The 18,634-nt window shown below is 74.3% G+C and carries 14 protein-coding genes and 1 riboswitch; of the genes, 11 read left to right on the forward strand and 3 right to left on the reverse strand.

The features are described from left to right. Positions 1 to 213: 213 nt before the first annotated feature. Together ACFYPJ_RS28230 and ACFYPJ_RS28235 are read left to right on the forward strand one after the other, a co-directional pair. Positions 214 to 1,104 carry a neutral zinc metallopeptidase gene (locus ACFYPJ_RS28230; protein WP_389022891.1) on the forward strand — a complete coding sequence of 297 codons (891 nt, stop codon included), beginning with the start codon at positions 214 to 216 and terminating at the stop codon, positions 1,102 to 1,104. Between the two features lie 139 nt (positions 1,105 to 1,243). Beyond that, a complete protein-coding gene (locus tag ACFYPJ_RS28235) occupies positions 1,244 to 1,657 on the forward strand; it encodes a VOC family protein (RefSeq protein ID WP_389022896.1) in 414 nt (137 codons plus the stop codon). A gap of 16 nt (positions 1,658 to 1,673) precedes the next feature. Here ACFYPJ_RS28235 and ACFYPJ_RS28240 read toward each other — a convergent pair whose 3' ends face one another. The 3 genes from ACFYPJ_RS28240 to ACFYPJ_RS28250 all read right to left on the reverse strand — a co-directional run bounded on the left by ACFYPJ_RS28240 (position 1,674) and on the right by ACFYPJ_RS28250 (position 5,275). Beyond that, complete coding sequence (locus tag ACFYPJ_RS28240; protein ID WP_389022902.1) at positions 1,674 to 3,122, reverse strand: hypothetical protein; 1,449 nt, start codon at positions 3,120 to 3,122, stop codon at positions 1,674 to 1,676. Positions 3,123 to 3,258: 136 nt separating this feature from the next. Continuing rightward, the gene (locus ACFYPJ_RS28245) at positions 3,259 to 4,386 is read right to left on the reverse strand and encodes an alpha/beta hydrolase (protein ID WP_389022904.1); all 1,128 of its coding nucleotides are present in this window, start codon (positions 4,384 to 4,386) and stop codon (positions 3,259 to 3,261) included. Between the two features lie 205 nt (positions 4,387 to 4,591). Then, positions 4,592 to 5,275 (reverse strand): class II aldolase/adducin family protein, encoded by a 684-nt coding sequence (locus ACFYPJ_RS28250; RefSeq protein ID WP_389022907.1) that lies wholly within the window; start codon positions 5,273 to 5,275, stop codon positions 4,592 to 4,594. Positions 5,276 to 5,427: 152 nt separating this feature from the next. Here ACFYPJ_RS28250 and ACFYPJ_RS28255 point away from each other — a divergent pair, with 152 nt between their 5' ends. The 9 genes from ACFYPJ_RS28255 to cobI all read left to right on the forward strand — a co-directional run bounded on the left by ACFYPJ_RS28255 (position 5,428) and on the right by cobI (position 18,512). Continuing rightward, on the forward strand, positions 5,428 to 6,777 hold the full coding sequence (locus tag ACFYPJ_RS28255; RefSeq protein ID WP_389022910.1) for an anion permease: 1,350 nt from the start codon (positions 5,428 to 5,430) through the stop codon (positions 6,775 to 6,777). 23 nt (positions 6,778 to 6,800) lie between these two features. Continuing rightward, complete coding sequence (locus ACFYPJ_RS28260; RefSeq protein ID WP_389022913.1) at positions 6,801 to 7,022, forward strand: hypothetical protein; 222 nt, start codon at positions 6,801 to 6,803, stop codon at positions 7,020 to 7,022. Between the two features lie 303 nt (positions 7,023 to 7,325). Next, a riboswitch (cobalamin riboswitch) is annotated at positions 7,326 to 7,489 on the forward strand. 97 nt (positions 7,490 to 7,586) lie between these two features. Continuing rightward, the gene (locus tag ACFYPJ_RS28265) at positions 7,587 to 8,528 is read left to right on the forward strand and encodes a cobalamin biosynthesis protein (protein WP_389022916.1); all 942 of its coding nucleotides are present in this window, start codon (positions 7,587 to 7,589) and stop codon (positions 8,526 to 8,528) included. Next, positions 8,525 to 10,036, forward strand: coding sequence for a cobyric acid synthase (locus ACFYPJ_RS28270; protein WP_389022918.1), 1,512 nt, complete (start codon positions 8,525 to 8,527; stop codon positions 10,034 to 10,036). Before ACFYPJ_RS28265 ends, ACFYPJ_RS28270 begins: the two co-directional genes overlap by 4 nt. After that, complete coding sequence (cobN, locus tag ACFYPJ_RS28275; RefSeq protein WP_389022921.1) at positions 10,033 to 13,686, forward strand: cobaltochelatase subunit CobN; 3,654 nt, start codon at positions 10,033 to 10,035, stop codon at positions 13,684 to 13,686. Before ACFYPJ_RS28270 ends, cobN begins: the two co-directional genes overlap by 4 nt. Then, complete coding sequence (locus tag ACFYPJ_RS28280; RefSeq protein ID WP_389022924.1) at positions 13,683 to 15,746, forward strand: putative cobaltochelatase; 2,064 nt, start codon at positions 13,683 to 13,685, stop codon at positions 15,744 to 15,746. The genes cobN and ACFYPJ_RS28280 overlap by 4 nt, the downstream gene beginning before the upstream one ends. Beyond that, positions 15,746 to 16,354: a cob(I)yrinic acid a,c-diamide adenosyltransferase gene (gene cobO / locus ACFYPJ_RS28285; protein ID WP_389022927.1), complete on the forward strand. Its 609-nt coding sequence runs from the start codon at positions 15,746 to 15,748 to the stop codon at positions 16,352 to 16,354. Before ACFYPJ_RS28280 ends, cobO begins: the two co-directional genes overlap by 1 nt. Next, positions 16,348 to 17,784: a cobyrinate a,c-diamide synthase gene (locus ACFYPJ_RS28290; protein ID WP_389022930.1), complete on the forward strand. Its 1,437-nt coding sequence runs from the start codon at positions 16,348 to 16,350 to the stop codon at positions 17,782 to 17,784. Before cobO ends, ACFYPJ_RS28290 begins: the two co-directional genes overlap by 7 nt. Beyond that, positions 17,781 to 18,512, forward strand: a complete 732-nt coding sequence (cobI, locus tag ACFYPJ_RS28295) for a precorrin-2 C(20)-methyltransferase (protein ID WP_389022933.1) — start codon at positions 17,781 to 17,783, stop codon at positions 18,510 to 18,512. The genes ACFYPJ_RS28290 and cobI overlap by 4 nt, the downstream gene beginning before the upstream one ends. Positions 18,513 to 18,634: the final 122 nt, after the last annotated feature.

The following is an 18,634-nucleotide window of genomic DNA, read 5'->3' on the forward strand; positions in this document are numbered from 1 at the left end:
GCACTCGCGGTTGCGGTACCCGCGTCGTCGGCGCCCGCACCCCACTGAACAGGCGCAGAGCGTAATCAGGGACCGGCGCGGCATCGGGAGGCGGTGGTGCGACACGGCGGGCGGGCGGCGGGCGTCCCCCGTTCGGCCCTTCGCCCGGCGCCTCGTGCCGGGCGAAGGGCGAGGATGACGCGGAGGGACCGGGAACGGAGGGTTGGAGCCCCCATGCAGTTCGACGACGACGCGGACCTGGACACCTCCGAGGTGCAGGACGTGCGCGGCAGTCGGATTCCGGGCGGCCGGGCGACCGTCGGCGGCGGGCTGGCCGGGCTGCTGGCGCTGCTCCTCGGACTCTTCTTCGGGGTGGGTCCCGACGAGCTGGGGCTGTCCACGGGCGGCGACCAGCCCGCGCCCGCGTCCTCCTCGCTGGCGCAGGTCCAGCAGAGCTGCCGCACCGGGCGGGACGCGAACGCCCGGGAGGACTGCCGCGTCGTCGCGGTGGTGAACAGCGTGCAGGACTACTGGACGCAGGAGTTCCGGCGACGCGGCGCGACGTACACGCCGTCCTCGACGGTCTTCTACACCGGCCGGGTCGGCACGGCCTGCGGGACAGCCACCTCGGCGGTGGGGCCGTTCTACTGCCCCGGCGACCGGAAAGTCTATCTGGACCTGGGGTTCTTCGACGACCTGCGGACGCGGTTCGGGGCGAGCGGCGGGCCGTTCGCGCAGGCGTACGTCGTGGCGCACGAGTACGGGCACCACGTACAGGATCTGACCGGCACGCTGGAGGGGGCCCGCACCGGTCTGACCGGTGCGAACAGCGACGCGGTGAAGGTGGAGCTGCAGGCCGACTGCTACGCCGGGGTGTGGGCGCACCACGCCACCACCACGAAGGACCCGTCGACCGGACGGCCGCTGATCACGAGCCTGACGACCGCCGACATCCGCGACGGGCTCGACGCGGCGGCGGCCGTGGGCGACGACCGGATCCAGGAGCGGTACCAGGGGCGGGTGACGCCGGAGACCTGGACGCACGGGTCGGCGCAACAGCGGCAGCAGTGGTTCTACGAGGGGGACCGGACCGGGGACCTGGGGCGGTGCGACACGTTCCGGTGAAGCCGGGGCCGGTTGTCACCGGGCGATGTCAGTGGCGGGTGCAAGACTGGGCGGCAGGTCGCAACTCCGGGGAATGCCGGGCCCGTCGACCGGTGGCCGGCCTGTTTCGGTGCGGCATGTTCACAGGGGAGTGATCGGTATGGCAGGCACGGGCGGAGGGCGTCCGAGTATCTATCCGACGCTGCTGTACGCGGATGCGAAGGCGGCGATCAAACAGCTCACGGAAGCCTTCGGGTTCACCGAACTGTCGGTGTACGAGGGAGAGGACGGCTCGGTGACCCACGCCGAGCTGGTGCAGGGCAACGGCGCGGTGATGCTGGGCTCCAAGGGCCGCGGCGGTGTCTTCGACACCCTGATGCGGGACGCGGGTCCCGCGGGGGTGTACATCGTGGTGGACGACGTCGACGGGCACCACCAGCGCGCCGTGGACCACGGCGCGGAGATCCTGATGCCCCCGACGGACCAGGAGTACGGATCGCGGGACTACACGGCCCGGGACGCCGAGGGCAACCTCTGGAGCTTCGGGACCTACGCCCCGGAGATAGGGATCTGACCCGCTCCCGCGCGGCCTAGCCTCCGGTGTGCACCTGGAAGGCGGCCCGGCGCACCGCCTTGGCCAGGGCCGGGTCGGGGTGCGCGGCGGCGAGCGCGACCAGGACCTGCACGGTGCGCGGGTGCCCCACCGCGCGCACCTCGCCGAGCAGTTGCGGGACGGTCGGCTGCACCGCGGACTCCAGGTGGCGCACCAGCATCGGCGCCTCGCCGTGGTCGGCGACGGCGGCGGCGGTGTCGACCCACAGCCAGGTGGCCTCCTCCCGGGTAAGGACCTCGTGGGCGTCCTCCGGGTCGGTGCCGTCGTGCTCGGCGAGCCAGAGCAGGGCGTACGGCCGCAGCGTCGGCTCCTCGGCGACGCCGCGCACGTCCGGCTCGGCGGGGGCGCCGACCACCCGCAGCGCCTCGAAGGCGAGGCCGCGCAGCAGGGCGTCGTCGCCGCGGGCGGCCCCGATCAGCTCGGTGACGGCGCTGCCGACGGGGCGGGCGGCGAGCCAGGCCCGGTATTCGGCGCGGGCGGCGTTCGGGCGGAGCTGGGCACAGCCGCGGAGCATGTCCTCGGCCGCCTGCTCGATGTTCCCGGCCGGGCTCTGCGCGGCCACGCAGATCTGCTCCAGCTTGACCCACACCGCCCAGCTGCCGAGCGGGGTGAGCGTCGCCTGGCCGTCGCCGTAGGTGAGGGCGCCGACGGAGGCGAGGGCGTTCAGGGCCCAGTCGAGGAGCGGGGCGAGGAGGACGTTCTCGGCGGGCGCCGGCGCCACGGCGGCGACGGGCGCGTCAGCCGTCGGGAGCACGGCACCGGAGGTGGCGAGAGCGACCGGATCGGACGTGTACGGGACTTCGCAGCGTTCGGTGCGCAGCTCGGTGACCCGCTGCTGGAGCAGGTCGAGAAGCTGCTCGACCGGGACCGGGCCGGCGGACAGCTGGAGGAAGGAGAGCACCTGGGGCATGGCCGAGACCACGTCCGCGACGGCCGCGTGCTCGTGCTCGGCCGGTTCCGGACGGGTCAGCGACCATGCGTCGAAGAGGGCGACCCAGCCGCGCAGTACGGCGCTGTCGTCGCGGTCCCAGGCGCGCAGCCGCCAGCCGGGGCGGGCGCTGGCGCCGTGCACCTCGACGAGGCCGGCGAGGCGGGCGGTGTCCCAGTCGGCGCCGACCTGGGCCGCGGTCAGGTTCAGATCGTCGGCCGCCCGTGCGGCGGTCGCGTCGGGGAGGGTGGCCATGCCGTCCTCGGCCGCGCCGTCCCGGCCGGGGCCGAGGGCGGCGTCGGCCCAGTGGGCGACGCGGGCCGCGCCCGCCAGGCAGGAGCGTGCCATTCTGGCCAGCTCCGCGGGGGCGGGGGTGCCCTCCGGCGGCCGGGGTGCGGCGCGGCGCGGGCGCCGCTGGTTCACAGCTCTGGGGGCGGCGGCCAGGGGTCGCGGTCCGACGAGTCGAAGCCTGGAGTCGCGCGGGATACGGGACGTCACGGGTGCAGTCTTGCGGTTGACGGTCCGAAAACCCAAACGGAATGTCACGGCGGGCGATGGCGGTGGCCAACGCACGGGCACCGGAGGGGCTGATGGGCCAGGATCAAGCCAGTGGTACAGCCTGAAACGGAACGGATTACATGAGGGGGGTCAGGAACCGGCGCAGCTGCTCCTCGTACTCCTGCGGGTCGGCGTTCCACATGGCCGCGTGCGGGGCGTCCGGCACGGTGTGCAGGGCGATCCGGTCCGGGCGGCGGGCGGCCAGGCGCCGGGAGTACGCCCACGGCGCCACGGTGTCGCCCGGGCCGTGGATGATCAGCGTGGGCACGTCGAGCCGGGCGGGGTCGGCCGGGCCGGCGAGGCCGTCGGGGTGCAGCCCGGTGCGGCCCTGCGCGGCGCGCACGGCGAGCGGCAGCACGGCGCCCGGGGTGTGGCGGGCCGACGCCAGGGCGCGCACCGTGGCCCGCCAGTCGAGCACCGGCGAGTCCAGGACGAGCCCGGCGACCCGGTCCCGGAGGGCGGAATGGGCGGCGGCGCGCAGTGCCATGGTGGCGCCGGTGGACCAGCCGAGCAGGACGACGCGGCGGGCGCCGTACCGGACGGCGTAGCGGAGCGCCGCGTCCAGGTCGCGCCACTCGGTCTCGCCGAAGTGGTTCAGGCCGTCGGGCCGGCGGGGCGCCCCCTGGTCACCGCGGTAGGCCAGGGCCAGCACCGGCAGCCGTCTGCGGTGCAGGAATCCCATGACGTTCAGGGCCTGTTCGCGGGTGGTGCCCAGGCCGTGCACGGCGATCGTCCAGGTGTCCCGGTGGCCGGGTACGAACCAGGCGGGCAGCGGGCCGAGTTCGCCGGGCAGGTCGACGTCCGCGTGGTCGAGGCCGAGGGCGGAGGCCGGGTTGCCGACGAACACGTTCGGGGTGAGCCAGACCCGGTCGCCGGGCCGTACGGTGCCGTGCGTGACGCCGTCGAGGCGGCGTACGACGGTGTCGGCGGTGGGCCGGACGGATGTCAGGACGGGTCCGACGACGGCGTGCGAGCCGTCGCCGGCGAGGCCGTAGCTGCCGGGGCGCAAGGAGGCCAGGTCGCGGGTGAGGGTGATCCGGCCCTCGGCGATGTCGTGCACGGTGAGCCGGGGTTCGGTGGGCAGCGGCCGGCCGGAGGGCGTCTTGAGCGCGGCGTCGCTGGCCATCCGCCCGGCGGCAACACTGGCCGCACCCGCGGCCAGGGCGGCGGTGACGGCGGCGGCGGTCGCTGTGACAGTGCGCACGCATCCAGTGTCCCGGCGGACCGCGCGCTCGGCCAGCGGGAGCGGACGGGGTGGGGCCGGGGGCGGGGTGGGGTGGGCTCGGGGAGAGGGCAGGGGCAGACCCGGGCGGGGCCCGGGGACGGCCGGGACAGCGGGGGCGGACGGGTCAGCAATGCCGGTCGGAGGCGGGTCAGCGGTGCCGGCCGGGACAGCGGGGGCAGGCAGGTCAGGAATGCTGGCCGTAGTCGCCCAGGCGGTCCGCCGCCTCGGTCAGTTGGGCCGGGGTCAGCAGGGTGGGGGTGCGGCCGGGTACCGAGGACGCGGTCAGCCACAGGCGGCACATCCACTCCAGCTGGGCGGTGCGGTCGTACGCCTGGTCGAGGGTGGCGCCGTAGGTGATCGCGCCGTGGTTGCGCAGGAGGCAGCCCGAGCGGCCGTCGAGGGCGCGGAGCATGTTCCCGGCCAGTTCTTCGGTGCCGTAGGCGGCGTAGGGGGCGACCCGGACCGGGCCGCCGAGCGCGGCCGACATGTAGTGGATCGCGGGCAGTTCGCCGACGAGCGTCGAGACGGCCGTGGCACACAGGGCGTGGGTGTGGACGACGGCCCGCGCGTCGGTGGCCCGGTAGACGGCGAGGTGCATGGGAAGTTCGCTGGTGGGCACCAGGGTGCCGAGCACCTGCCGGCCGTCCAGGTCCACGCCGGTCAGGTCGTCCGGGGTGAGCCGGTCGTACGGCACACCCGACGGAGTGACGAGCACGAGGTCACCGACGCGTACCGAGACGTTGCCGGAGGTGCCGACGACCAGTCCGTCGGACACGGTGCGGCGGGCCGCGGCGACCAGGGCGACCCAGGCGCGGGCCGTCTCGGGGCCCGCGTCTCCAGGTCCGTGCTCCCGGCGCTGTCCAGCCATGTCGCGATCCTGCCGGGCGATCTGGATCCGTTCAACAGATCGCCGGAACCTCCCTCGCATGTGACACTCCGAGTACCACCTCAGTTCATCTTTCGTTCATCCAGGTTTCCTACCTTCAACCAGCCAACGACTTCGAACGAATGCCTGGGTAAATGGAAGGCTTCTCGCTGATCCTCGCGATCGTGGTGATCACCGCGCTCGCGTTCGATTTCACGAACGGTTTCCACGACACCGCCAACGCGATGGCCACGACCATCTCGACCGGCGCACTCAAACCCCGAGTGGCGGTGGCCCTGTCCGCCACCCTCAATCTGGTGGGCGCCTTCCTCTCCGTCGAGGTCGCCAACACGATCTCCAAGGGTCTCGTCGACGAGACGGGCATCCGCCCCGAGGTCATCTTCGCCGCCCTGGTGGGCGCGATCCTCTGGAACCTGCTGACCTGGCTGGTGGGCCTGCCCTCAAGCTCCTCGCACGCACTGACGGGCGGTCTGATCGGCGCCGCCGTCGCCTCCGCCGGCACGGGTGCCGTCCACGGCGACGTGCTCGTCACCAAGGTCCTCGTCCCGGCGCTCGCCGCGCCCCTCGTCGCCGGGGTGGCGGCACTGCTCGCCACCCGGCTGTCGTACTCGCTCGACGGCGCCGCCGAGGGCAGGGCGGCCGAGAAGGGGTACCGGGCCGGCCAGATTGCCTCCGCGGGCCTGGTCTCCCTGGCCCACGGCACCAACGACGCCCAGAAGACGATGGGCATCATCACCCTGGCGCTGATCGCCGGCGGCGCGATCGCCCCCGGCTCGAACCCGCCCACCTGGGTCATCCTCTCCGCGGGGCTCGCCATCGCGCTCGGCACCTACCTCGGCGGCTGGCGCATCATCCGCACGATGGGCAAGGGGCTGACCGACCTCCGGCCGCGGCAGGGCTTCGCCGCCCAGACCAGCGCGGCGACCGCCATCCTGGCCTCCTCGCACCTCGGCTTCTCGCTCTCCACCACGCATGTCGTCTCCGGTTCCGTGATGGGCGCGGGGCTGGGCCGCAAGGGCGGAGTGGTGCGCTGGTCGACGGCGGGCCGGATGTGCATCGCCTGGGCGCTGACGCTGCCGGCCGCCGCGCTCGTCGGTGCGCTCGCGGAGATCGTCACGGAGCTGGGTGACGGGGGCACCGCGGGGGTGGCGGTCTGCCTGGTCGCTTCCGCCGTGGGGATCTGGCGGGTCTCGCGACGCGAGGTCGTGGACCACAGCAACGTCAATGAGGTGAACAGCACCGGGGCGTCGGCCGTTCCGTTCGGGCCGGTCGGTGCGGTGTCCGCCACGATCGGCTCTGGTTCCGCCGGTTCGGTCGGAGCGGTCAGTTCGGTCGGAGCCGTGAGTTCCGTCGGTTCCATCGGTTCCGTCGCTTCCGTCGCTTCCGTCGGTTCGCCGCAGGCGACGGGCGGGCCGGCCACCACGCTCGCCTCGACCGCGCCCGTCGCCGCCGATCCGGCCGGGCCGCCGAGCGCCACCGTCTGAGACCCAAGGAAGAAGCCATCACCATGAACATCGACTGGGCGACTCTCGGGTCCGTCTTCGGCGTCAGTCTCGGGGTCACCGTCGCGCTCGTGGGACTGTTCACCCTCGGCGTGGCCGGCTTGTCGCGCCGTGAACGGGCTGTTGCGCGCGGCGGTTCCGCGGGGTTGGCGTTGAGTGGGGCGTATGCCTGCTTTGCGGCGTGCGCCGGGGCTGTGGGGTACGGGATCTACTTGATCGCGGGATGAGCGGTCCGCGGGAGCCTCGGAACGGGGTCGCTCCGCTGTGGGTGCGGGGAAGTTCCTCGCGCCGTTCCCCGCGCCCCCGCGTGAGTGAGCGTCCTCGCACGACCGCCGGAGCGTCGTGGTTCCCCGCGCAGTTCCCCGCGCCCCCACGTGAGCGAGCGCCGTCGTTCGGGTGCGGATGCCCGGTGGTTCGCCAGGCAACTTCTCGCGTCTCTTTGGGGCGGGTTCGGTGTGTGGGGATGTGGGTGGTGGGGTTGCGGGGCCTGGTGGGGGTGGGTATGAGGCTGGGCACACTCTTCCCTTGCAGGTCAACGGCTAGTTGACGGTTCTTCGGGGCACGTGGTGGACTTCCTGGGCCATGTACGGCGGCAAGGAGAGGAAGCCGGTGCGAATCCGGCGCGGTCCCGCCACTGTCACCGGGAAGGACTTCCCGGGAGCCAGGAACTCTCGCCGTCGGTCTCGTCGAACCAGGGCGTGGACACCCTGAGTGAGGACATACCGCCATGCTCGGCTGCGGATTGAGGTACAGCACCAGGTCGATTCCCGATCCGACGGCCGGCTGAACCGGTGCGTGCCGATCGCGTCTTCGCGTACGGCGCCGCTCTCGGCCTCCTCGGCGATCTGCTGGTGGGCGATCCGCGCCACGGGCATCCGGTCGCCGGGTTCGGGCGTGCCGCGGGCGCGGCGGAGCGGGTGCTGTGGCGGGACCACCGGGGATGGGGAGCCCTGCACACGGCCGTCTGCGTCGGCGGTGCCGCGGGCCTCGGAGCGCTGGCCCGGCGGGCCGTGCGCACCTCCCCCGCCGCTTCCGTGGCACTGACCGGCGCGGTCACCTGGGCGGTGGTGGGCGGGACTTCGCTCGCCCGGGAGGCCCGGGCCGTCCGGCGGGCCCTCGACTCGGGGGACGTCGCCGCGGCGAGGGCCCGGCTGCCCCATCTGTGCGGGCGGGATCCGCAGACCCTCGACGCCCAGGGGATCGCGCGGGCCGTCGTGGAGTCGGTGGCGGAGAACACGTCCGACGCGGTCGTCGGGGCACTGGTGTGGGGGGCGTTGGGCGGGGTGCCCGGGTTCGTCGCTTTCCGTGCGGTGAACACCCTCGACGCGATGGTCGGGCACCGGTCGCCGCGGCACCGGCGGTTCGGGTGGGCCGCGGCGCGGCTCGACGACGTCACCGGCTGGCCGGGGGCACGGCTCACCGCGGCGCTGGCCGCCGTCTCGGGCCCGGACGCGCTCGGTGCGCTGCGGGCCTGGCGGGCCGACGCCCACCGGCATCCGAGCCCCAACGCCGGTCCCGTGGAAGCCTCTTTCGCGGGGGCGCTGGGCCTGCGGCTGGGCGGGACGCTGTCGTACGGGGGGCGGGTCGAGCACCGGCCCGTGCTCAACTGCGGCGGCCGTGCCGTCGCCGCCGCGGACATCGAAGCCGCCGTACGGCTCTCCCGCCGGGTCGGCGTGCTCGCGCTCGCCGTCACGACGGCCGCGCGTCTCGCCGCGCGGGGGCGCAGGTCATGAGCGGTGGTGGGCTGCTCGTCGCCGGTACCACCTCCGACGCGGGCAAGAGCGTGGTGACGGCGGGGATCTGCCGGTGGCTGGTGCGGCAGGGCGTCGAGGTCGCGCCGTTCAAGGCGCAGAACATGTCCCTGAACTCGTTCGTCACCCGCGAGGGCGCCGAGATCGGGCGGGCCCAGGCGATGCAGGCCCAGGCGTGCCGGATCGAACCGACCGCGCTGATGAACCCGGTCCTGCTCAAACCCGGCGGGGAGCAGAGCAGTCAGGTCGTGCTGATGGGCCGGCCGGTGGGCGAGCTGAGCGCACGCGGGTACCACGGCGGCCGTCAGGAACGGCTGCTGGGGACCGTGCTCGACTGCCTCGCCACGCTGCGGGACAGGTACGACGTGGTGATCTGCGAGGGCGCGGGGAGTCCGGCGGAGATCAACCTGCGGCGGACCGACATCGTGAACATGGGCATCGCCCGCAACGCGCGGCTGCCGGTGCTGGTGGTCGGCGACATCGACCGCGGGGGTGTCTTCGCGTCGTTCTTCGGGACCGTGGCGCTGCTGTCCCGCGAGGACCAGGAGCTGGTCGCCGGGTTCCTGGTCAACAAGTTCCGTGGGGACGTCGGCCTGCTGGAGCCGGGGCTCGACATGCTGCGCGGCCTGACCGGGCGGCCCGCCTACGGCGTCCTGCCGTTTTGGCCCGGCCTCGGCATCGACGAGGAGGACGGCCTCGCCGTCTCCCTGCGGGGCGCGGTGCGGGAGTCGGCGGTGGCCGCACCGGTCGGCGACGACGTACTGCGCGTCGCGGTCTGCGCCGTGCCGCTCATGTCCAACTTCACCGACGTGGACGCGCTGGCCGCCGAACCGGGCGTGGTCGTACGGTTCGTGGACCGGCCGCAGGAACTGGCCGACGCGGATCTCGTCGTCGTACCCGGGACCCGGGGCACCGTCCGGGCGCTGGCGTGGCTGCGGGAGCGCGGGCTCGCGCAGGCGCTGTGCGACCGGGCCCGCGAGGGGCGGCCCGTCCTCGGCGTGTGCGGCGGCTTCCAGCTCCTCGGCGAGCACATCGAGGACACGGTCGAGTCGCGCGCCGGGCAGGTGAGCGGGCTGGGTGTGCTGCCGGTACGGGTGCGGTTCGCCCGGGAGAAGACCCTTGCCCGGCCCGTCGGCGAGGCGTTCGGCGAGCGGGTCGAGGGCTACGAGATCCATCACGGCGTCGCCGACGTCATCGGGGGCGAGCCCTTTCTCGACGGCTGCCGGGCCGGCGCGGTCTGGGGCACGCACTGGCACGGTTCGCTGGAGTCGGACGGTTTCCGGCGGGCGTTCCTGCGCGAGGTGGCCGCCGCCGCGGGGCGGCGCTTCGTACCGGCCCCCGACACCTCGTTCGCCGCGCTGCGCGAGGAGCAGCTCGACCGGCTCGGCGACCTGATCGAACAGCACGCGGACACGGACGCGCTGTGGCGGCTCATCGAGTCGGGCGCGCCACGAGGACTGCCCTTCATTCCACCGGGAGCGCCCGCATGAGCACAGTGTTGTTGTTGTCGACCGCCGACACCGATCTGCTGGCGGCACGTGCCTGCGGCGCGTCCTACCTGATCGGCAACCCGACCCGGATCGATGTCGCCGAGGACCTGCCGGCGCTGCTGCGGCGGGCCGACCTCGCCGTCGTCCGGCTGCTGGGCGGCAAACGGGCCTGGGAGGACGGGCTGGCCGCGCTGCGGGCGTCCGGGGTCCCGACCGTGCTGCTCGGCGGCGAGAGCGTGCCCGACGCCGAGTTGATGGCCGAGTCGTCCGTGCCGTCCGGGGTGGTCGCCGAGGCGCTGCGCTACCTGGTGGAGGGCGGGCCGGGCAACCTCGCCGAACTCGCCCGGTTCCTGTCCGACACCGTGCTGCTGACCGGTGAGGGCTTCGACGGGCCGCGGACGATGCCGGAGTTCGGCGTGCACGGCGAGCGGGCCGTCGTCGAGGGCCGTCCGACCGTCGGCGTGATCTTCTACCGGGCCCACGAACTGAGCGGCAACACCGCCTTCGTGGACACCCTGTGCGACGCGATCGAGGCGCGCGGCGCGAACGCGCTGCCCGTGTACTGCGGTTCGCTGCGCGACGCCGACGCGGAGCTGTACCGGATCCTCGGCCGGGCCGACGCGCTGGTGGCGACCGTCCTCGCCGCGGGCGGCACGCACGCCTCGCAGGCGTCGGCGGGCGGCGAGGAGGAAGCCTGGGACGTCGGGGCGCTCGCCGGGCTGGACGTGCCCGTCCTGCAAGGGCTGTGCCTCACCTCGTCGAAGGACGCCTGGGACGGGTCCGACGCGGCCCTGTCCCCCATGGACGCGGCGATGCAGGTCGCCATCCCGGAGTTCGACGGGCGGCTGATCACCGTGCCGTTCTCCTTCAAGGAGCAGGGCCCGGACGACGTGCCGGTGTACGTCGCCGACCCCGAGCGGGCCGGCCGCGTCGCGGGCATCGCCGTGCGGCACGCGCGGCTGCGGCACAAGCCGAACGCCGGCAAGAGGATCGCGCTCGTCTTCACCGCCTACCCGACCAAGCACTCCCGGGTCGGCAACGCGGTCGGCCTGGACACGCCCGCGTCGGCGGTGCGGGTGCTGGACGCCCTGCGCGCGGCCGGCTACTCGCTCACCGAGTACCCCGCGGGCGGCGACGAGCTGATCCACCGGCTGATCGAGGCCGGCGGCCACGACGTCGAATGGCTCACCGAGGAGCAACTGGCCGCCGCGCCCGCGCGGGTGCCGCTCGCCGACTACCGGGCGTGGTTCGACACCCTCGACCCGGAGCTGCGCAGCGCCATGCTGGAGGCGTGGGGCGAGCCGCCGGGCGGTCTCTACGTGGACGGCGACGACATCGTGCTGGCCGCGCTCCGGTTCGGGAACGTCGTCGTGCTGATCCAGCCGCCGCGCGGCTTCGGCGAGAACCCGATCGCGATCTATCACGACCCCGATCTGCCGCCGTCCCACCACTACCTGGCGGCCTACCGCTGGCTGGAGAACAGCTTCGGCGCCGACGCGATCGTGCACATGGGCAAGCACGGCACGCTGGAGTGGCTGCCGGGCAAGGGGCTCGGCCTGAGCGCCGGCTGCGCCCCGGACGCCGTCCTCGGCGACCTGCCGCTGGTCTACCCGTTCATCGTCAACGACCCCGGCGAGGGCACCCAGGCCAAGCGGCGCGGGCACGCCACCGTCGTCGACCATCTGGTGCCGCCGATGGCCCGCGCCGACACCTACGGCGACCTGGCCAAACTGGAGCAACTGCTCGACGAGTACGCGCTGGTGAGCGACTTGGACCCGGCGAAGGCACCCGCCGTCCGGGCCCAGATCTGGACCCTGGTCAAGGCGGCCGAACTGCACCACGACCTGCACGTGGCCGAGCAGCCCGAGGACGCCGACTTCGACGAGTTCGTCCTGCACGTCGACGGCTATCTGTGCGAGATCAAGGACGTGCAGATCCGCGACGGCCTGCACGTCCTGGGCGGCGGCCCGGTCGGCGGAGCGCGCGTCAACCTGGTCCTCGCCGTGCTGCGCGCCGCCCAGGTGTGGGGCGGCCGGGCGAACGCGCTGCCCGGCCTGCGGGCGTCGCTGGCCGCTCACTTCGGGCTCAGCGAGAAGGAATTGCTGGCCGAGCCGGGCGCGGCGGTGAAGGTGCCGGCCGAGCTGACCGGCCTGGTCGAGGGTCCGGCCCGGACGGCTTCCGACGCCGTCGATCTGCTGGAGGCGCTGTGCCGGCGGCTCGCCGAGGGCATGGAGGACCGCGGCTGGGCCACGGCCGCGTGCGCGCCGCTGGTCCGCGAGGTGCTGGGCAGCGGCCTCGCGGACGCGGTCGCCGTGCTGGAGTTCGCCTGCGCCGAGGTCGTACCGCGGCTGGCCCGGACGACCGACGAGATCGGGCACATCCTGCACGCGCTGGACGGCGGGTACGTCCCGGCGGGCCCGTCGGGCTCGCCGACCCGCGGTCTGGTCAACGTCCTGCCGACCGGCCGGAACTTCTACTCCGTCGACCCCAAGGCCATTCCGTCGCGGCTGAGCTGGGAGGTCGGGCAGGCGCTCGCCGACTCGCTGGTGCAGCGGTATCTGAGTGACACCGGTGCCTACCCGAGGTCGGTCGGTCTGACCGTCTGGGGCACGTCCGCGATGCGCACCCAGGGCGACGACATCGCGGAGATCCTGGCGCTGCTGGGCTGCCGCCCGGTGTGGGACGACGCCTCACGGCGGGTGACCGGCTTCGAGGTGGTCCCCCTGGCGGAGCTGGGCCGACCGCGCATCGACGTCACGGTCCGGATCTCCGGTTTCTTCCGGGACGCGTTCCCGCACGTCGTCGGGTTGATCGACGACGCGGTACGGGCGGTGGCCGAGCTGCCCGAGCCCGCCGAGTCCAACTACGTCCGGGCGCACGCCGACGAGGACACCGCCGAGCACGGGGACCGGCGGCGCGCGACGGCCCGCGTCTTCGGTTCCAAGCCGGGCGCGTACGGAGCCGGGCTGCTGCCGCTGATCGACGCCCGCAACTGGCGCAGCGACGCAGACCTGGCCGAGGTGTACGCGGTGTGGGGCGGTTACGCCTACGGGCGCGGTCTTGACGGCCGGGCGGCGCGCGGGGACATGGAGACGGCGTTCCGGCGGATCGCGGTGGCGGCGAAGAACGTGGACACCCGCGAACACGATCTCGTCGACGCCGACGACTACTTCCAGTACCACGGCGGCATGGTGGCGATGGTGCGGCACCTCACCGGCAGGGGCCCGGAGGCGTACGTGGGCGATTCGGCCCTGCCGGACCAGGTGCGGACACGGACCCTCGGCGAGGAGACCCACCGGGTCTTCCGGGCCCGGGTCGTCAACCCGCGCTGGATGGCGGCCATGCGGCGGCACGGCTACAAGGGCGCCTTCGAGATGGCGGCGACCGTGGACTACCTGTTCGGGTACGACGCCACAGCGGGCGTGGTCGACGACTGGATGTACGAGAAGCTCAGCGCGGAGTACGTCTTCGACGCCGAGAACCGGGACTTCATGAAGAAGTCCAACCCATGGGCGCTGCGGGGCATCACCGAACGCCTGCTGGAGGCGGCCGACCGCGGGCTGTGGGCCGAGCCGGACGCTCGGACGCTGGAGCGGCTGCGGGACACCTACCTGGAGCTGGAGGGCGACTTGGAGGGCGACGAGAAGTGAGTACTCCCTTTCCGTTCACGGCCGTCGTCGGCCAGGACGATCTGCGGCTGGCGCTGCTGCTGAACGCGGTGTCCCCGGCGGTCGGCGGTGTGCTGGTGCGCGGCGAGAAGGGCACCGCCAAGTCCACGGCCGTGCGGGCGCTGTCGGCGTTGCTGCCACGGGTCGACGTGGTCTCCGGGTGCCGCTTCTCCTGCGACCCGCACTCGCCCGACCCGGCGTGCCCGGACGGGCCGCACGCGCCGGGGGCGTCCGGGTCCCGCCCGGCCCGCATGGTGGAGCTGCCCGTCGGTGCCTCCGAGGACCGGCTGGTCGGCGCCCTCGACATCGAGCGGGCGCTCACGGAGGGCGTAAAGGCGTTCGAACCCGGTCTGCTGGCCGACGCGCACCGCGGCATCCTCTATGTCGACGAGGTCAACCTGCTCCACGACCATCTGGTCGACCTGCTGCTGGACGCGGCGGCGATGGGCGCCTCGTACGTCGAGCGCGAGGGCGTCTCCGTCCGGCATGCGGCGCGTTTCCTGCTCGTGGGGACCATGAATCCCGAGGAGGGCGAACTGCGGCCGCAGTTGCTGGACCGCTTCGGGCTGACCGTCGAGGTGACCGCCTCGCGGGAGCCCGGACAGCGGGTGGAGGTCGTACGGCGGCGGCTCGCGTACGACGACGATCCGGCGTCCTTCGCCGCGCGGTGGGCCGACGAGGAGGCCACGGTGCGCCGCCGCGTCGTCGCGGCCCGGGAGCTGCTGCCGCGGGTGCGGCTGGGCGACGGGGCGCTGCGCCAGATCGCGGCGACCTGCGCGGCGTTCGAGGTGGACGGGATGCGCGCCGACATCGTGATGGCGCGCACGGCGACCGCGCTGGCCGCGTGGGCGGGGCGCACCGACGTGCTCGCCGAGGACGTGCGGCAGGCCGCGCTGCTCGCACTGCCGCACCGGCGCCGCCGCAACCCGTTCGACGCGCCCGGGCTCGACGAGGACAGACTCGACGAGACGCTGGAGCAGTTCGCCGGCGCGGGCGACGGCGATCCCGACGGTCCCGATCCCGACGGTCCCGGCCCTGACGGACCGGACGGCGGGGGCGGCGGGGGCGGCGGGCAGCCGGACGCCGGGCCGCCGGACGGGGACACCGGGGCGCGGCCCGAGGAAGCGGGTTCGGCGCAGTCCGCGCCCTCCAGGGCCGGCGAGCGGCCGGACACGGCTGAGCCCGCGCCCTCCGGGGCCGGCGAGCAGTCCGCGGCAGGGGCCGGCGAGCCCTTCCGTACCAAGGTGCTGAGCGTGCCGGGGCTCGGCGAGGGCGCCGCCGGACGGCGGTCCCGGGCGCGCACCGAGCAGGGCCGCACGACGGGGGCCCGGCGGCCCCGCGGGGTGCTCACCAAGCTGCACCTGACGGCGACCGTACGGGCCGCCGCGCCGCACCAGCGGGCCCGCGGTCGGTCCGGGCCGGGCCTCGTGGTGCGCGGGGACGATCTGCGGCAGGCGACGCGGGAGGGGCGCGAGGGGAACCTCGTGCTGTTCGTCGTGGACGCCTCCGGTTCGATGGCGGCCCGGCAGCGGATGGGCGCCGTGAAGGGCGCGGTGCTGTCGCTGCTGCTCGACGCCTACCAACGGCGGGACAAGGTGGGCCTGGTGACCTTCCGGGGGGCCGCGGCCGAGGTGGCGCTGCCGCCGACCTCGTCGGTGGACGCGGCGGCGGCGCGGCTGGAGTCGCTGCCGACCGGCGGGCGGACGCCGCTCGCGGCCGGACTGCTCAAGGCGCACGAGGTGCTGCGGGTGGAGCGGCTGCGGGATCCGGCGCGGCGGGCGCTGGTCGTGGTGGTGACCGACGGACGGGCCACGGGCGGCCCGGAGCCGGTCGCGCTGGCGGAGCGCGCCGCCGGGCTGTTCGCGGCGGAGCAGGTCGCCTGCGTCATCGTGGACTGCGAGTCGGGGCCGGTGCGGCTGGGGCTGGCGGCGCGGCTCGCCGCCGGTCTCGGCGGTACGGCCGTCACGCTCGACGAGTTGCGGGCGGACTCGATCACCGCTCTGGTCAGGGATGTACGCGCAACGTCGAGGAGGGCCGCCTGATGCCGCAGGGGAAACCGGATGTCGTACCGGACGACGGGCTGACGACACGGCAGCGGCGCAACCGTCCGCTGGTCGTCGTGCACACGGGCGTCGGCAAGGGCAAGTCGACGGCCGCTTTCGGGCTCGCGCTGCGCGCCTGGAACCAGGGGTGGCCGATCGGGGTGTTCCAGTTCGTCAAGTCGGCCAAGTGGAAGGTGGGCGAGGAGCGGGCGCTGCGGGTGCTCGGGGACTCCGGCGAGGGCGGGTCCGTCGCCTGGCACAAGATGGGCGAGGGCTGGTCCTGGGTCCAGCAGGGCCTCCAGGGGGACAACACCAGCAACGAGGAGAAGGCCCGGGAGGGCTGGGAACAGGTCAAACGGGACCTGGCGGCCGAGACGTACCGGCTGTACGTGCTGGACGAGTTCGCGTACCCGCTGCACTGGGGCTGGGTCGACACCGACGAGGTCGTGGAGGTGCTGCGCGGCCGGCCGGGCACCCAGCACGTGGTGATCACCGGTCGGAACGCGCCCGACGGGCTGGTCGGGTACGCCGACCTCGTGACCGACATGTCCAAGGTCAAACACCCCATGGACGTGGGGCAGAAGGGCCAGCGGGGCATCGAGTGGTGACGTCCGTACCCAGGTTGGTGATCGCCGCGCCCGCGTCGGGCAGCGGCAAGACCACGGTGGCCACCGGGCTGATGGCGGCGCTGGCCGGCCGGGGGCTCGCCGTCTCCCCGCACAAGGTCGGGCCGGACTACATCGATCCCGGCTACCACACGCTGGCCGCCGGGCGCACGGGCCGCAATCTCGACGCGTACCTGTGCGGCCCGGAGCTGATCGGCCCGCTGTTCGCGCACGGGGCGCGCGGCTGTGACGTCGCGGTCGTCGAGGGGGTCATGGGGCTGTTCGACGGGGCCGCCGGGGAGGGCGAGCTGGCGTCCACCGCGCAGGTGGCGAAGGTGCTCGGGGCGCCGGTCGTGCTGGTCGTGGACGCGTCCGCGCAGTCGCGGTCGGTGGCCGCGCTGGTGCACGGGTTCGCCACCTGGGACCCGGCGGTGCGGATCGGCGGGGTGATCCTGAACAAGGCAGCGTCCGACCGGCACGAGGCGTTGCTGCGGGAGGCGTTGGAGTCGGTCGGGGTGCCGGTGCTGGGGGCGTTGCGGCGGGCCGCGGCCGTGTCGACGCCGTCCCGGCATCTGGGGCTGGTGCCGGCGGCCGAGCGGGACGCGGCGGCGGTGGCGGCGGTGGCCGCGATGGGGGCGATGGTCGCCGACGGGTGCGATCTGGAGGGCTTGCTGCGGCTGGCCCGGGGTGCGGGTCCGTTGCCCGCGGCGGCCTGGGACGCCGCCGCGGCGCTGGCGGCCTGCGGTGCCGAGCCGCCACCGGTCGCGGCCTCCGTGCCCCCGCCCGGAGCGCCGGTTCCCGGAGCGCCGCACGCCGGACCGCGGATCGCCGGACCGCGGATCGCCGTGGCCGGTGGCGCCGCCTTCACCTTCTCCTACGCCGAGCACACCGAACTGCTCATCGCCGCCGGCGCCGAGGTCGTACCGTTCGACCCGCTGCGGGACGAGCGGCTGCCGGAGGGCACCCGCGGGCTGGTCGTCGGCGGCGGGTTCCCCGAGGTGTACGCCGAGGAGCTGTCCGCCAACGAGCCGTTGCGCGGGGCCGTCGCCCACCTCGCCGAATCCGGTGCTCCGGTCGCCGCCGAGTGTGCGGGGCTGCTGTATCTGTGCCGGGACCTGGACGGGCTGCCGATGTGCGGGGTACTCGACGCCGGCGCGCGGATGAGCGAGCGGCTCACCCTCGGCTACCGGGACGCCGTCGCCGTCGGCGACAGTGTGCTGGCCGCGGCGGGGACACGGATGCGGGGGCACGAGTTCCACCGGACCGTCGTCGAGCCGGGGGCGGGGACGGCCCCGGCGTGGGGCGTGCGGGGCCCCGAGCGGCGCGTCGAGGGTTTTGTGCAGCACGGGGTGCACGCGAGTTATCTGCACACGCACTGGGCGGCACGGCCCGGCGTGGCCCGTCGGTTCGTGGAGAGGTGCCGGACGTCATGAGCAGCAGGCTGATCGGTGTCGGGGTGGGGCCGGGCGACCCCGAGTTGGTGACCGTGAAGGGGGTGAACGCGCTGCGCGCCGCCGCGGTCGTCGTCGTACCCGTCATGGACAGCGGGGAGCGGGGGCGTGCCGAGGCGACGGTGCTGCACTACGTGCCCGGGGAGAAGGTCGTCCGGGTGGTGTTCGCGCTCAACGAGCGCACGGACCGGGCGCGTCGGGAGGCCGCCTGGGACGCGGCCGGGGCGCGGGTCGCGGCACTGCTGCGGGAGCGCGGCACGGTCGCCTTCGCGACCATCGGCGACCCGAACGTGTACTCCACCTTCACCTATCTCGCGCAGACGATCGCGGAACTGGTGCCGGGGGTGGTCGTGGAGACGGTGCCCGGCATCACCGCCATGCAGGATCTCGCGGCCCGGTCGGGTGCCGTGCTGACCGAGGGGACCGAGCCGCTCACGCTGGTACCGGTGACCGCCGGGGCGGCGGTGCTCAAGGAGGCGCTGGCCGGGCCCGGCACGGTCGTCGCGTACAAGTTCGGGCGGCAGGCCGCCGAGGTGGCCGCGGCGCTGCGGGCGAGCGGGCGGCTCGGGGACGCGGTTTGGGGGTCGGCGCTCGGTCTGCCGGAGGAGTCCGTGCGGCCCGCCGCCGCTCTCGACGGGACGCCGCTGCCGTACCTGTCCACGCTCATCGCACCGGCCCGGCGCGACGGCTCACGGGGCGGCAAGCTGTGACGGCCGTCGCGACGCGCTCGGCCGAAGGCGCCCGCGGCGGGCGGATTCCGAACGGGGGCCGCGGCCGGGTCACCCGGCGGCGGGCGTCTGCCGGTCGCACCCGGCGGCGGGCGTCAGTCGTT

Origin of the sequence: Streptomyces sp. NPDC006012 (assembly GCF_042871185.1) — a bacterium.
In the GTDB taxonomy this organism is placed as follows: Bacteria; Actinomycetota; Actinomycetes; order Streptomycetales; family Streptomycetaceae; genus Streptomyces.